Below are 13,692 nucleotides of genomic sequence, written 5' to 3' on the forward strand. Positions count from 1 at the left end.
CATCGGTGCCGGTAGACCCAGGGCTCCTTCGGGAGCCCTTTTTCATGCCAGAGCCGTTCCAGGCACGCCGCGTTTCAGGGGTGCTCGGAGCCCGCAACCAGGTGCTTGCGCAGGGTCGCGAGGATCTCGTCGGACAGGGCCGGCCGCCCCGCCGCCGTGGCGCGTGCCAGTACCAGCCCGCCGACCATGGTGGCCAGCATCTGCATGGCACGCGTGCGGCCTTCGGCGCTGGGCTCCTGGCCCTGTTCCAGGCCCTCGATCACGCGCGCAAAGCGCTCGATGTTGCGCTCTATGCCCTGCGCAAACACCTCGGACAGATCGCTGCCTGCGCGCGCTGCATCCACTGCAAGGGCCGCCGCGGGGCAGCCTTCGCCCGGGTGGTCGCGGTGCTCGGGTGACAGGTAGCTCGTCACCCGCGCCGCAAGGCCTCCGGCGCCTGCATCCATGCCATCGAGCGGCGCAATCGACCAGTCGAAGGCGCGCGCGCAGGCCTCGCGCACCAGCGCCTCCTTGTTCTCGAAGTGGCGGTACAGGCCGCCGTGTGTCAGCCCCGCGTCGCGCGTGATATCGGCCACGCCCACGCCCGTCAAGCCGTGCTCGCGGTACAGGCGTGCCGCCGCATCCAGGATGCCCTGGCGGTTCTCTGCGGACTGCGCCTTCGAGACCTTCATGGTGGAAACCTCTTTTTGATGATGGTCGTACGCAAAATACGCCAACGCATTTATGATGACGCCCGCAATCATAAATGCGCGGCCTGCAACGCGCACTGAACCAAGGGCATAGCGATGGTGAATGAACTCAAGGGAACACAGGAACCGGGCCAGGGCCTGCGCCTGCCGCGCGTGGTGATCACGGGCATGGGCCTGGTCTCGCCCCTCGGTGTCGGGGTGGAACTGGCCTGGCGCCGCCTGTTGGCGGGCGCCTCGGGCCTGCGCCGCCTGCCCGATGCCGTGGTGGGGGGGCTGGCGGCTAAGGTCGGTGGCGCGGTACCCACGAAGGAGCAGGACCCCGAGGGCGGTTGGGACCCCGACACCGTGGCCAGCTCCAAGGACCAGCGCAAGATGGACCGCTTCATCCCGTTCGCCCTGGGCGCTGCACAGCAGGCTCTGGCGCAGGCCGGCTGGGCCCCCACGGACGAGCAGGCCCAGCAACGCACAGCGACCATCATCGCCTCGGGCATCGGGGGCTTCGGCGCCATTGCCGAGGCCGTGCGCACCACCGACACGCGCGGGCCGCAGCGCCTGTCGCCGTTCACCATACCGTCCTTCCTGGTCAACCTGGCTGCCGGCCAAGTCTCCATACGCCATGGCCTCAAAGGGCCCATCGGTGCCCCCGTGACGGCTTGCGCGGCCAGCGTGCAGGCCATTGGCGACGCCGCACGCATGATCCGCTGCGGTGAGGCCGATATCGCCGTCTGCGGCGGCACCGAGGCCACCATCGACCGCGTGAGCCTGGGCGGCTTTGCGGCGGCCAAGGCGCTGTCCACCGGCTTCGCGCAGCATCCAGAGCAGGCCTCGCGCCCCTTTGACGCAGGCCGCGATGGCTTCGTGATGGGCGAGGGTGCGGGCATGCTGGTGATCGAATCGCTGGACCATGCGCTGGCGCGAGGCGCCACGCCACTGGCCGAGATCGTGGGCTATGGCACCTCGGCCGACGCCCACCACATCACCTCCGGACCTGAGGACGGCGACGGCGCGCGCCGTGCCATGGAGATCGCGCTGGCCCAGGCGGGCCTGGCGGCCAGCCAGGTACAGCACCTCAACGCCCATGCCACCTCCACCTATGTGGGCGATCGGGGCGAGCTCGCTGCGATCCGCCGCGTGTTCGGCACCGGCAAGTCGGTGGCCATCGCCTCCACCAAGGCGGCCACGGGCCACCTGCTGGGGGCTGCCGGGGCCGTGGCGGCCATCTTCACCACGCTGGCCCTGCGCGACCAGATCGTGCCCGGCACGCTGAACCTGGAGCAGCCCGATGAACTGACCGAGGGGCTGGACATGGTGGCGCTCAAGAGCCGCCCGATGGCGCTGGAGCATGCCATGCTCAACGGTTTTGGCTTTGGCGGAGTCAACGCGACCCTGGTGCTCAAGCGCTGGGCACCGGCCGCTGCGTAAGAGAAGGAAGTCCTACGCGTAACGTTTGGCGCGCAGGTTCTCTTTCATCTGCTGCAGGATGGGTTGCAGCGGCGCTCCGATGCGCAAGGCCACGCAGGTGGCCAGCACGTCGATGATGAGCAGGTGCATGAGCCGCGACACCATGGGGCTGTAGCGGTCGTAGCCCTCGGGGTGGTCGGCGGCCAGGTGGATCTGGCAGGTGCTGGCCAGGGGCGAGCCGCTGGCCGTGATGGCGATGGTGGTCGCGCCGTTCTTGCGCGCGATGTCGGCGGCGTCCATCAGGTCGCGCGTGCGGCCCGAGTTGGAGATGATCACCAGGCAGTCGCCCGGGCCGAGCAGGGTGGCGCTCATCACCTGCATGTGGCCGTCGCTGGTGGCGATGGACGTCACGCCCAGGCGAAAGAACTTGTGCTGCGCATCCTGCGCCACGATGCCCGAATTGCCCACGCCATAGAACTCGATGCGCCGCCCGGTCTTCCAGGTGGCGGCAATGGCCTCGGCCGCACGCTCCAGCGCCACGGTGCTCGCGGCGTTGCGGTACTGCAGGAAGGCGGCCACGGCGTTGTCCACCACCTTCACCAGCACGTCCCCGGTCTTGTCGTCGGCGTCCACGCTGCGGTGGATGAAGGGCACGCCCTCGCTCACGCTGCCCGCCAGCTTGAGCTTGAAGTCGGCCAGCCCGTCATAGCCCATGCTGCGGCAAAACCGCACCACGGTGGGCTTGCTCACGTGGGCGCGCTCGGCCAATTCGCGCACGGGCAGGCGCGCAAAGCTGCGCGGGTCGGCCAGCACGAGCTTGCCCACGCGCTGCTCCGCAGGGGCGAGGGACGACAGGGAGGCGGTGATGCGGTCAAGCACGCTGGCAGGTCCTCGGGGGCACCATGTTCATGGCTGGTTGGGATGGTTGCGATCAATGGTAACTGGGTTTCATCGATTGGGGGAGCGCATGAAACCCTGATGCCACCCGGGCGGCGGCACACGGGGGTGAGCGCCTGCCTTCGTGTAATCCCGCTGGTCGCCTCCAGGGGGCCACCGTAGGATGTTTGTCATTAAACTGTCACAAAACAAACAACTACAGAAAGAGACTTCCATGCAGAAATTTCTTGTGGGTGCGACGCTGTCCCTGGCCGCCTGCGGCGCGCTGGCCCAGGGCCAGGTCAATATCATCTGCTCGGTGCAGGCCGAGTGGTGCAACCTGATGTCCACGGTCTACGCCAAGACCACGGGCACCAAGGTCAACATGACGGCCAAGGGCTCGGGCGAGGCGCTGGCCCAGCTCAATGCCGAGAAGGCCAACCCCAAGACCGACATCTGGTTCGGCGGCACGGGTGACCCGCATCTGCAGGCGGCCGAGCAGGGCCTGACGCTCGAATACAAGTCCCAGCAGCTCACGCAGCTGTACCCCTGGGCGCAGAAACAGGCGGCAGACTCCAAGTACCGCACGGTGGGCGTGTACCTGGGCCCGCTGGGCTTTGGCTACAACAAGGAGTTGCTGGCCAAGCGCAAGCTCAACCCGCCGCAGTCCTGGGCCGACCTGCTCAAGCCCGAGTTCAAGGGCGAGGTGCAGATGGCCAACCCCGCATCGAGCGGCACGGCCTACACCATGATCGCCACGCTGGTGCAGATCATGGGCGAGGAAAAGGCCTTCGACTACCTCAAGGCGCTGCACCCCAACATCAGCGCCTACACCCGCTCCGGCACGGCCCCGGTCAAGGCCGCCGCGCGGGGCGAAACCACGGTGTCGGTGAGCTTCGTGCATGACGTGACCACCGAGGCCGTAAACGGTTTTCCCGTGGGTTCGACCACGCCTTCCGAGGGCACAGGCGCCGAAGTGGGCTCGATGAGCATCGTCAAGAACGGCCCCAACACCGAGGCCGCCAAGAAGTTCTATGAGTGGGCGCTCACGCCTGGCGGCCAGCAGTTCGGACTCGCGGCCAAGCAGTTCCAGTTGCCCAGCAACACGCAGGTGCCCCGGGATCCCCGCATGACGGACCCGGCCAAGATGAAGCTCATCAACTACGACTACGCCAAGTACGGCGCGAGTGCCGAGCGCCGCCGCCTGATCGCGCGCTGGGAAAAAGACGTCCAGAACGCCGGGCGCTGATGTCGGCGCACGCATGGCAGGCGCCGCTGGCCGGCAGGCCCGCGGTCAACCAGCCGCTGTGGGTCTGGCTGGCGCTGGGGCTTGTGGCTTACGTGGCGTTGCCCTGGTATGCCCAGCAGGATGCCAATGGCCTCAGCGTGCTGGGCCAGGTCTTCAGCCAGGCGCAGACGGGCAGCGGCCTCATGCAGGCCGCTGCCTTCGGGCGACCCTGGCTCTGGCTGGCGCTGCTGGGTCTGGCGGTTGCCGGCGTGGGTACACTGCTGCCCGCGGGGCGCCGGCAGGGTGGTTTCCTGGTGCTGGGTGGGGGCCTCGGCCTCGTGTCCTTGCTGGTCAGCGGCTTTGCCATCGGCGCGCGCGGCTGGGCCTTCGACTGGCTCAACGCCAGCTTCGGCGAGCTGGCCATGCGCCAGCCCGGCGTGGGCTGGGGCGGCTTCGTGGTGCTCACGGCCCTGCTGGTGCTGGCCTCATTCGGCGTGGCGCGGCGCGGCTACTTCAAGGGCGACCTGTTCGTGGCCGCCGCGGTGCTGGGCATGGGCAGCCTGCTGGCGCTGTTCATCGTGTTCCCGGTGCTCAAGGCGCTCAGCGGCGCCTTCTTCCTCGAAGACGGGCCGTTCTCATTGGCCGTGATGTGGGAGCGCGTGGCGCACGAGCGCAACTTCGGCCTCGCGTGCCTGACCGGCGGCCAGCGCTGCGGCGTGGCCTGGAACACGCTGTTCCTGGGCCTCATGACAGCGGCCAGCACCACGCTGCTCGGTACCTTCATGGCGCTGATGGCCGAGCGCGCCTCGCGCCGCTATGCGCGGCCACTGAACATCGTGGCGCTGCTGCCCATCATCACGCCGCCCTTCGTCGTGGGCCTGGGGCTGATCCTGCTGTTCGGCCGCGCGGGGGTGTTCAACCAGTTCCTCGAGTACGCCTTCGGCATCACGCCCTCGCGCTGGTTCTACGGTTGGCTCGGCGTGTGGGTGGCGCAGACCTTCGCCTTCACGCCCATTGCCTTCATGATCATGCGCGGCGTGGTGCAGGGCGTGGCGCCCAGCCTCGAAGAGGCGGCGCAGACCCTGCGCGCCAGTCCGCACCAGACCTTCATGACGGTGACCTTGCCGCTGCTCAAGCCGGGCCTGGCCAACGCCTTCCTGGTCGGCTTCATCGAAAGCATGGCCGACTTCGGCAACCCCATCGTCGTGGGCGGTCAGTTCTCGGTGCTGTCCACCGAGATCTTCTTTGCCATCGTCGGGGCGCAGTACGACCAGGGGCGTGCGGCCTCGCTGGCGTGGATCCTCACGCTGTTCGCGCTGGCGGTGTTCGCCATCCAGCGCGCGCTGCTCGGGCGGCAGAACTTCACCACCGTCTCGGGCAAGGGCGATGCAGGCATTGCCATGCCGCTGCCCACGGGCGTGCGCCGCGTGGTGCATTCGGTGGCGCTGCCATGGATGGCCTTCACGCTCATCGTCTACCTGTTCGCGCTGGCCGGCGGCTTCGTGCAGACATGGGGGCGCGACTACACCATCACACTGAACCACTTTCGCACCGCGTTCAACATGGAGTGGGGCGAGTTCGGGGTGGTCTGGGCCGGCACGGCATGGAACTCGTTCTTCACGACCATCAAGCTGGCCGCACTGTCGGCACCGCTCACGGCCGCGCTGGGCATCGGCATCGCCTGGCTGCTGGCGCGCACCGAGTTCCGGGGGCAGGGGGCCTTCGAGTTCTCGGCCCTGCTGGCTTTCGCCATCCCGGGCACGGTGCTGGGGGTGAGCTACATCCTGGCCTTCAACGTGCCGCCGTTCGAGCTCACGGGCACGGCGCTGATCATCGTGCTGTGCTTCATGTTCCGCAACCTGCCGGTGGGCGTGCGCGCTGGCACAGCCGCTTTCAAGCAGCTCGACCGCTCGCTCGACGAGGCCTCGCTGATGCTGCGTGCCGGCAGCGTGCAGACCCTGCGCCACGTGGTGCTGCCGCTGCTCAAGCCGGCCCTGGTGGCCGCGCTGGTCTACAGCTTCGTGCGCGCCATCACCACCGTGAGCGCGGTGATCTTCCTGGTCACGGCCGAGAACGAGCTGGCCACCACCTACATCATCGGCCGTGTGGGCAACGGCGACTATGGCGTGGCCCTGGCCTATTGCACGGTGCTCATCGTGCTGATGTCGCTGGCCATTGCCCTCATCCAGTGGCTGGTGGGCGAGCGCAAGCTGGGCCGGCGCTCCGGCGCGGCCGCCATGCCCGCCCCCCACTGAACGCAAGCAGAACGCATGCTGAATGCTGAGAGAAATGACACCATGAACAACAGCGGCGCGGGCATCGTGTTTCGCCACATCACCAAGCGCTACGGGGCCGATGCCTCGGCGCCCCTGGCAGTCAAGGGCATCAGCTTCGAGGTGCCGCGAGGCACGCTGACCACCATCCTGGGGCCCTCGGGCTGCGGCAAGACCACCACCCTGCGCATGATCGCCGGGCTCGAATCGCCGACCTCGGGCGAGATCTTCATCGGCGGCCGGGACGTCACCACGCTGGGCCCGGCCCAGCGCAACGTGAGCATGATGTTCCAGAGCTACGCGCTGTTCCCGCACATGAACGTGGTGGAGAACGTCTCTTACGGCCTGCGCATGTCCGGCCTGGCCAAGGACGTGGCGCGCAGCAAGGCCGTGGACGCGCTGCGCGGCGTGGGGCTGGTGGGTTTCGACGATCGCCTGCCCAGCGAGCTGTCGGGCGGCCAGCAGCAGCGCGTGGCGCTGGCGCGCGCCCTGGTGCTGGAGCCCGAGGTGCTGCTGTTCGACGAGCCGCTGTCCAACCTCGATGCCCGGCTGCGCCGCGAGATGCGCGAGGAAATCCGCGCGCTGCAGCAGCGCCTGTCGCTCACCGTGGCCTACGTCACGCACGACCAGGCCGAGGCCATGGCCGTGAGCGACCAGATCATCGTCATGGACCAGGGCCTGATCGCGCAGAGCGGCACGCCGCAGGCGCTCTACGAAACGCCACGCACCGAGTTCGTCGCAGGCTTCATGGGCGAGGCCATGCTGTTCCCCGGCACCGCGCTGGCCGATGGCTCGGTGCAGCTCGGCCCGCTGGTGATGCGCCCGCGCACGGCGGCCGCGCCGGGCCCGGTGAAGGTGGCGGTGCGGCCCGAGGCATGGAGCATCCGGCGTGTCGGCGATGGCCTGCTGCCCGCCACGCTGCGCAAGCGCGCCTACCTGGGCGCCGTGTATGAATACACCTTCGAGACGGCGCTGGGCAGCATCTTCGTCGTCTCCTCCGATCTGGGCGATGTGCTGGCCGTCGGCGACGCGGTGCAGCTCGCTCTCAGCGTGCATGGCGTATCGGTGGTTGATAGTACCGGCACCTGACACGGCGATGCGGAATAATGGGGGCATGAACCAACTCGATGCCCTCAAACAGTTCACCACCGTGGTTGCCGACACCGGCGACTTCAAGCAACTGGCCCAGTTCCAGCCGCAGGACGCGACGACCAACCCGTCGCTGATCCTCAAGGCGGTGCAAAAGCCCGAGTACGCGCCACTGCTCACCGACACGGTGAACCAGTTCCGTGGCCGCCCGATGGACGAGATCATCGACCGCCTGATCGTGCGCTTCGGCCGCGAGATCCTGGACACGATCCCCGGCCGCGTCTCCACCGAGGTCGATGCGCGCCTGAGTTTCGATACACAGGCCACCATCACGCGCGGTGAGCGCATCATCGAGCTGTACCAGGCCGAGGGCATCCACATCGACCGCGTGCTGATCAAGGTCGCCGCCACCTGGGAAGGCATCCAGGCGGCCGAGAAGCTCGAGCAGCGCGGCATCCACACCAACCTCACCCTGCTGTTTTCGTTCTGCCAGGCCGTGGCCTGCGGGCAAGCCAAGGTGCAGCTGATCTCGCCCTTCGTGGGCCGCATCTACGACTGGTACAAGAAGCAGGCCGGCGCCCAGTGGGACGAGGCCGCGCGCTCGGGTGCCAACGACCCCGGCGTGCAGTCCGTCGCGCAGATCTACAACCACTACAAGCACTTCGGCATCGCCACCGAAGTCATGGGCGCGAGCTTTCGCAACACCGGCCAGATCACCGCGCTGGCCGGCTGCGACCTGCTCACCATCGCCCCCGACCTGCTGGCCCAGCTGGCCGCCAGCGAGGCGCCGCTGGCACCCGCGCTCGATGCCGCGGCCGCCAAGACCCTGGATCTGCCGGCCGTGAACTACGACGAGGCGGGTTTCCGCTTCGCGCTCAACGAAGACGCCATGGCCACCGAGAAGCTGGCCGAGGGCATCCGCGGCTTTGCCGTGGACGCCGTGAAGCTGGAGAAACTGATCCTCGCTGCCTGATTCGGTACATCCCCCTGAGGCGCTTCCGCGCCTTCACCCCTTCTCTCGAATTGCTGCTCAATTCGGGAAGGGGCACGCACCCAGCGCGGCGGGGCGGCCCTTGCGCGGGTGCACTGGTATGGAGCGCGCCAGTTTTGTCGGTCAAAGACGATGCGTTCAGCAGTAAGGAGCCCGCAGCACGCCTTACGTGCGAGGAGCTACCGCGCTGAGCGGCACCTTCAGACCCACGCGCAGGCCATGCGGTACCAAGGGCTCGGCAAAGGTCTGGCCTGCGTGCTGCAGCGCAATCTCCTCGACGATGGACAGGCCCAGGCCGCAACCACCGGGCTTGTCCGAGCCGCGCCAGAAGCGCGCGAACAGGTCGCGCAGGTGGGCGGGCTCCACGCCCGGCCCATCGTCTTCCACGGCCAGGGTGGCCAGGCCCGCACCCGCAATGTCCACCCGCACCGTCACCGTGGCGCCGTGGCCCGCGTAGTGCAGGGCGTTGTCGATGAGGTTGTTGAGCGCCTCGCGCAGCAGCAGTGGGTGGCCTTGCACGGCCAGTTGCTCCTCACCCTCGTAGCCCAGGTCCACGCCGCTGGCCACGGCACGCGCAGCCCAGTCGCGGGCCACCTCGCGCGCCAGGGCCGGCAGGTCCAGGGTCTGCATGGCCACGCTGCTCTCCGAGCGCGCCAGCTGCAGCAGCTGATGTACCAGGTGGGCGCTGCGCCGCGCGGCCGACAACACCTTGTGCAGCCGCTCCTGCACGGCAGGCTCGCGGCTTTCGTGCAGCGCCAGTTCGGTCTGGCCGATCAGGCCCGCCAGCGGCGTGCGCAGCTGGTGGGCGGCATCGTTGAGGAAACGCTTTTCCTTTTGCTGGCCGCGCGCCACGGCCTCCAGCAAGGCGTTGATGGTGCTGGCCAGCGAATGCACTTCCTGCGGCGCCGAGGTCAGTTCGATGGGCGGCAGGGGGTCGGCCGTGTTGCGCTTGCGTGCGCCGGCCTTTTCGATCTGCGCCTCCAGGCGCTTGAGGGGCTGCAGGCCACGCAGCACGCCGGCATACACCACGGCACTGAGCGCCAGGCCCATCAGTCCCATCGGCAGCAGCATCTGTTCGAGCAGCTCCTGCGCAATGCGCTCGCGCACCGTGAGGCTTTGCGCCACCTGCACGCGCAGGCGCTGGCGCGTCTGCGGCGTGCCGTAGTCCACGTCCAGCAAGGCCACGCGCACCGGGCGATCGTCCACCCGCGCCTGGTACAGAAAGGGCTCGCCCACGTCCACGTTCACCGGCGGGGGCGGCGGCAACTGCGCATTGCCCAGCAGGAAGCGACCGGGCGGCGAGGACACCATGTAGGTGATGCGGTCGGCCGGGTCCTGCTCCAGGATGTCCTGCGCAGCCTTCGGAAAATCAACCAGCAGCCCGTCGCCGATGGGCTTGATCTGGCGCGCCAGTGCACGCACCGACTGCGTGAGCGTCTGGTCAATGCCCTTTTCGCCGTTCTGCAGCGCGATGCGCCAGGCCAGAAACCCGCCAGAGAGCCACAGCACGAGCTGCGGCAGCAGCAGCCACAGCAGCAGCTTGCGTTGCAGGGAGACACCGGGAATCGGGCGCATGGAAGCCATTGGGGCGTGTTCAGCCGGGTGCCTGGGACGCGCTTATTCCGCGGGCTTGGCCAGCATGTAGCCCAGCCCCCGGATGTTGCGGATCACCAGGTTCGATGCGTCAAGCTTCCTGCGCAGGCGGTGTACGTACACCTCCAGCGCATTCGAGTTGAGCGGCGCCGCTGCCGCCTGCCCGGGCTCGGGCGGGCCGGCGCGCCAGGCCGCCAGAACGTCGTCGCGTGTGACCACCTCGCCGCAGCGGTTGACCAGCAGCTCCAGTAGCTCCCATTCGCGCTGGGTGAGTTCCAGCGGCTCGCCGCTGAGCACCGCGCTGCGGTTGCCATGGTCTATCTGCAGGCTGCCGATGGCGGTGCTGGGGCCCCCGGAGGCGCTGCTGGCCTGCGTAAACGCGGGCTGCCGCGCGCGGCGCAGCATGGCCTGCAGGCGGGCCTGCAGCTCCTGCATGTTGAAGGGCTTGGTGATGTAGTCGTCGGCCCCGGCGTTCAGGCCGTGGATGCGGTCGTCGATGCCGTCGCGTGCGGTCAGAATCAGCACCGGCAGGCCGGCAATGTGGGTGCGTGCCCAGGTCAGCAGCTCTATGCCGTCGGCACCGCCCGGCAGCCCCAGGTCGAGGATGATGCCGTCCACCGCCTGGCTTTGCAGCACAGCGGTGGCTTCGGCCACGCTGCAGGCCGTACACACGCTGAAATCCAGTTGCTGGAGCTGGCCCGTCAAGGCGTCCAGCAGCAAGGCATCGTCTTCGACTATCAATAGGGTGGCCATGGATAGAGGATAGCAAAGGGCTCTGAGCGCCAGCGCCGTGAATGGTTCGCAGCAGGGAAAGCACCGAGGCGAAAGCCGCGTCGTAATTCGATAACAGTGAAATTCCATTGGCGTGTAACGCACACCCCGGGAAAGCCCTGATATGTTCATTAATTATTGTAATTAAAGTACCGACTGCGCTGACCGGCATGGGTCAGCCGGCGCACAAACGGACTCACACAAACGAGGAGACATGGGTATGTGGAAGTTGACAAAAGTCGCCGCCATCGCGGCGGTTCTGGCGGCATCGGCGACCGCCGGTGCAGGGGAAGTGGAGGTTCTGCACTACTGGACTTCGGGCGGCGAAGCCAAGTCGGTGGCCGAGCTCAAGAAGATCATGCAGGGCAAGGGCCATACCTGGCGTGACTTCGCCGTGGCCGGCGGCGGTGGCGACAGCGCCATGACCGTGCTCAAGAGCCGCGTGATCTCGGGCAACCCGCCCTCGGCCGCCCAGACCAAGGGCCCGGCCATCCAGGAATGGGCCTCCGAAGGCGTGCTGGCCAACATGGATGCGCTGGCCAAGGCCGAGAAGTGGGACGAGCTGCTGCCCAAGGTGGTCGCCGACATCATGAAGTACAAGGGCGCCTACGTGGCCGCCCCGGTCAACGTACACCGTGTGAACTGGATGTGGGGCAGCTCCGAGGCCCTGAAGAAGGCCGGCGTGACCGCCATGCCCAAGACCTGGGACGAGTTCTTCGCTGCGGCCGACAAGCTCAAGGCCGCGGGCCTGGTGCCCGTGGCCCACGGTGGCCAGAACTGGCAGGATTTCACCACCTTCGAATCGGTGGTGCTCGGCGTCGGCGGCCCCAAGTTCTACCAGGATGCCCTGGTCAAGCTCGACGACAAGGCCCTCAACAGCGACACCATGAAGAAGTCGCTGGAGACCTTCCGCCGCATCAAGTCCTACACCGACCCCGGTGCTCCCGGCCGCGACTGGAATCTGGCCACGGCCATGCTGATCCAGGGCAAGGCGGGCTTCCAGCTCATGGGTGACTGGGCCAAGGGCGAGTTCCTGGCCGCCAACAAGGTGCCGGGCAAGGACTTCCTGTGCGCTGCTGCGCCGGGCACGACCACGTCCTACACCTTCAACGTGGACTCGTTCATCCTGTTCAAACTCAAGGATGCTTCCGCCCAGAAGGCGCAAAGCGACCTGGCCAGCTCCATCATGAGCCCCGAGTTCCAGGAGGTGTTCAACCTCAACAAGGGCTCCATCCCGGTGCGCGCCGGCCAGAAGATGGACAAGTTCGACGACTGTGCCAAGGCCTCCGCCAAGGACTTCGTTGACACCGCCAAGAGCGCCAGCCTGCTGCCCAGCGTGGCCCACGGCATGGCCATCGCGCCCGCCACGGAAGGTGCCATCAAGGACGCCGTCAGCCAGTTCTGGAATGACGACAAGGTGAGCGTCGCCGACGCCATGAAGAAGATCGCGACCGCCGCGAAGACCAAGTAAACCAACACTGAGGGATCCCATCATGATGAAAAGAAACCGCCTCACGGCGGTGGCTTTGGCCGCCGCATGCGCGATGAGCAGCGCCATGGCAATGGATGTTGCCGGCTTCGAGTTCAACGGTTACTCGCGGGGTGGCCCGGTGTTCAACCATTCCGACGGTGTCAAGGGCAACCTGTCGCTTGGCGGCGAGCTGCAGAAGTTCCGCCTGGGCAACGAAGGCGACAACGGCATCGAAGTCAACTTTGCGCGCAGCTTCGAGGCTGGCGGCGTCAAGTGGAAAGTGAACTACATGCCCGCCAAGTGGGGCAGCGGCGACATCAGCACCGAGCAGGCCTATGTGGAAATGAGCGGCCTGTCGTTCTCGCCCGAGGCCAAGTTCTGGGTTGGCCAGCGCCGTCTGCGTATCCAGGACGTACACATCGTCGACTACTTCCTGCTGAACTACGGCGACAACGTCGGTGCCGGCGTGACCGACGTGCCGATCGGCGGCATGAAGCTCGGCGTGGGCGTGTTCAGCGGCGACAAGTTCGACGGCAACCTGCCCAACGACGTCAAGGCCCAGCGCCTGAACGTCGACCTGTCGGAGATCAATACCAACCCCAACGGCAAGCTGCGCGTGCTGCTGACTGCCGTGGGCGGCAAGAACCAGGTCAACGGCGGTTCGGGCTCGGGCATCTCGCTGATGCACACCCAGAAGGACTTCCTGCTGTCCGGCGTGAGCAATACCCTGTACCTGCAGGGCTCGCGCGGCCATGCCCGCATCGATGGCGAGTTCGAAGCCATTGATGGCACCCGCCCAGGCCGGCGCTCCACGCGCATCGCCGACTCCATCAACTGGCAAAGCGGTCCCTTCGGCGGCCAGGCCCTGATTGGCTACCAGACCAACAAGACCGACCTGACGAATGTGGAGACCAAGGACTTCTCGCTGGGCGGACGTGGTTCCTACGCCTTGTCGAAGAACTTCAAGGCCCTGGCCGAAGTGTCGACCACCACGCGCAAGGGCACGGGTCCTGACCAGCGCCTGAGCAAGGTGACGCTGGCTGGCGCCCTGGCCATGAACGAGGACTTCTGGTCGCGCCCCGAGCTGCGTCTGTACGTGACCAAGGCCAACTGGAACCAGGCCGCCGCCGTGGCGAATGCCGCGACCTTCGGCGCCAACGGCAAGACCTCGCGCACGCTGGTGGGTGTGCAGTACGAGATCTGGTGGTAAGGAGGGAGAAAGCGAGTTAAGTCAGAGGTGACTTTGTTCTTGGGGGGCACTCCCTGTGTGCCCCCCTTTTTTCCTTGTTGTTTTTCCTGTTGAAGTGATG

11 protein-coding genes are annotated in these 13,692 nt (G+C 67.2%); 7 read left to right on the forward strand and 4 right to left on the reverse strand.

Translation table 11 applies throughout. The features are described 5' to 3' along the window. Window positions 1–74 precede the first annotated feature (74 nt). A complete protein-coding gene (locus AC0IZS_RS13495) occupies window positions 75–671 on the reverse strand; it encodes a TetR/AcrR family transcriptional regulator (protein WP_471636081.1) in 597 nt (198 codons plus the stop codon). A gap of 114 nt (window positions 672–785) precedes the next feature. Between AC0IZS_RS13495 and fabF the strand changes: the two genes are divergently transcribed. Beyond that, window positions 786–2,111, forward strand: coding sequence for a beta-ketoacyl-ACP synthase II (gene fabF, locus AC0IZS_RS13500; RefSeq protein ID WP_471636082.1), 1,326 nt, complete (start codon window positions 786–788; stop codon window positions 2,109–2,111). Window positions 2,112–2,123: 12 nt separating this feature from the next. Here fabF and AC0IZS_RS13505 read toward each other — a convergent pair whose 3' ends face one another. Continuing rightward, entirely contained in the window at window positions 2,124–2,969 is an 846-nt protein-coding gene (locus AC0IZS_RS13505) for a MurR/RpiR family transcriptional regulator (RefSeq protein WP_471636083.1), read from the reverse strand. A 232-nt stretch (window positions 2,970–3,201) separates the two neighbouring features. Here AC0IZS_RS13505 and AC0IZS_RS13510 point away from each other — a divergent pair, with 232 nt between their 5' ends. Genes AC0IZS_RS13510 through tal form a run of 4 tightly spaced genes read left to right on the forward strand, consistent with a single transcriptional unit; the run spans window position 3,202 to window position 8,529 of the window. After that, window positions 3,202–4,215, forward strand: coding sequence for an ABC transporter substrate-binding protein (locus tag AC0IZS_RS13510; protein ID WP_471636084.1), 1,014 nt, complete (start codon window positions 3,202–3,204; stop codon window positions 4,213–4,215). Next, on the forward strand, window positions 4,215–6,449 hold the full coding sequence (locus tag AC0IZS_RS13515; RefSeq protein WP_471636085.1) for an ABC transporter permease: 2,235 nt from the start codon (window positions 4,215–4,217) through the stop codon (window positions 6,447–6,449). Before AC0IZS_RS13510 ends, AC0IZS_RS13515 begins: the two co-directional genes overlap by 1 nt. Window positions 6,450–6,491: 42 nt before the next feature. Continuing rightward, window positions 6,492–7,556 carry an ABC transporter ATP-binding protein gene (locus AC0IZS_RS13520; RefSeq protein WP_471636086.1) on the forward strand — a complete coding sequence of 355 codons (1,065 nt, stop codon included), beginning with the start codon at window positions 6,492–6,494 and terminating at the stop codon, window positions 7,554–7,556. A 25-nt stretch (window positions 7,557–7,581) separates the two neighbouring features. Continuing rightward, window positions 7,582–8,529, forward strand: coding sequence for a transaldolase (gene tal / locus AC0IZS_RS13525; RefSeq protein WP_471636087.1), 948 nt, complete (start codon window positions 7,582–7,584; stop codon window positions 8,527–8,529). A 183-nt stretch (window positions 8,530–8,712) separates the two neighbouring features. Here the strand turns inward: tal and AC0IZS_RS13530 are convergent, their stop codons facing one another. Both AC0IZS_RS13530 and AC0IZS_RS13535 read right to left on the reverse strand, forming a co-directional pair. Further along, on the reverse strand, window positions 8,713–10,122 hold the full coding sequence (locus AC0IZS_RS13530) for a sensor histidine kinase (RefSeq protein WP_471636088.1): 1,410 nt from the start codon (window positions 10,120–10,122) through the stop codon (window positions 8,713–8,715). A gap of 42 nt (window positions 10,123–10,164) precedes the next feature. Further along, window positions 10,165–10,893 (reverse strand): response regulator transcription factor, encoded by a 729-nt coding sequence (locus AC0IZS_RS13535; RefSeq protein WP_471636089.1) that lies wholly within the window; start codon window positions 10,891–10,893, stop codon window positions 10,165–10,167. A 238-nt stretch (window positions 10,894–11,131) separates the two neighbouring features. Here AC0IZS_RS13535 and AC0IZS_RS13540 point away from each other — a divergent pair, with 238 nt between their 5' ends. Both AC0IZS_RS13540 and AC0IZS_RS13545 read left to right on the forward strand, forming a co-directional pair. Beyond that, on the forward strand, window positions 11,132–12,382 hold the full coding sequence (locus AC0IZS_RS13540) for an ABC transporter substrate-binding protein (RefSeq protein ID WP_471636090.1): 1,251 nt from the start codon (window positions 11,132–11,134) through the stop codon (window positions 12,380–12,382). 91 nt (window positions 12,383–12,473) lie between these two features. Beyond that, entirely contained in the window at window positions 12,474–13,592 is a 1,119-nt protein-coding gene (locus tag AC0IZS_RS13545) for a carbohydrate porin (RefSeq protein WP_471639521.1), read from the forward strand. Window positions 13,593–13,692: the final 100 nt, after the last annotated feature.

This window comes from Acidovorax sp. AC410, assembly GCF_979253235.1.

Coding starts and splice junctions, on each gene's coding strand:
- AC0IZS_RS13495 (WP_471636081.1), bottom strand. CDS start 671: ATGAAGGTCTCGAAGGCGCAGTCCGCAGAGAACCGCCAGGGCATCCTG.
- fabF (WP_471636082.1), top strand. CDS start 786: ATGGTGAATGAACTCAAGGGAACACAGGAACCGGGCCAGGGCCTGCGC.
- AC0IZS_RS13510 (WP_471636084.1), top strand. CDS start 3,202: ATGCAGAAATTTCTTGTGGGTGCGACGCTGTCCCTGGCCGCCTGCGGC.
- AC0IZS_RS13515 (WP_471636085.1), top strand. CDS start 4,215: ATGTCGGCGCACGCATGGCAGGCGCCGCTGGCCGGCAGGCCCGCGGTC.
- AC0IZS_RS13520 (WP_471636086.1), top strand. CDS start 6,492: ATGAACAACAGCGGCGCGGGCATCGTGTTTCGCCACATCACCAAGCGC.
- tal (WP_471636087.1), top strand. CDS start 7,582: ATGAACCAACTCGATGCCCTCAAACAGTTCACCACCGTGGTTGCCGAC.
- AC0IZS_RS13530 (WP_471636088.1), bottom strand. CDS start 10,122: ATGCGCCCGATTCCCGGTGTCTCCCTGCAACGCAAGCTGCTGCTGTGG.
- AC0IZS_RS13535 (WP_471636089.1), bottom strand. CDS start 10,893: ATGGCCACCCTATTGATAGTCGAAGACGATGCCTTGCTGCTGGACGCC.
- AC0IZS_RS13540 (WP_471636090.1), top strand. CDS start 11,132: ATGTGGAAGTTGACAAAAGTCGCCGCCATCGCGGCGGTTCTGGCGGCA.
- AC0IZS_RS13545 (WP_471639521.1), top strand. CDS start 12,474: ATGGATGTTGCCGGCTTCGAGTTCAACGGTTACTCGCGGGGTGGCCCG.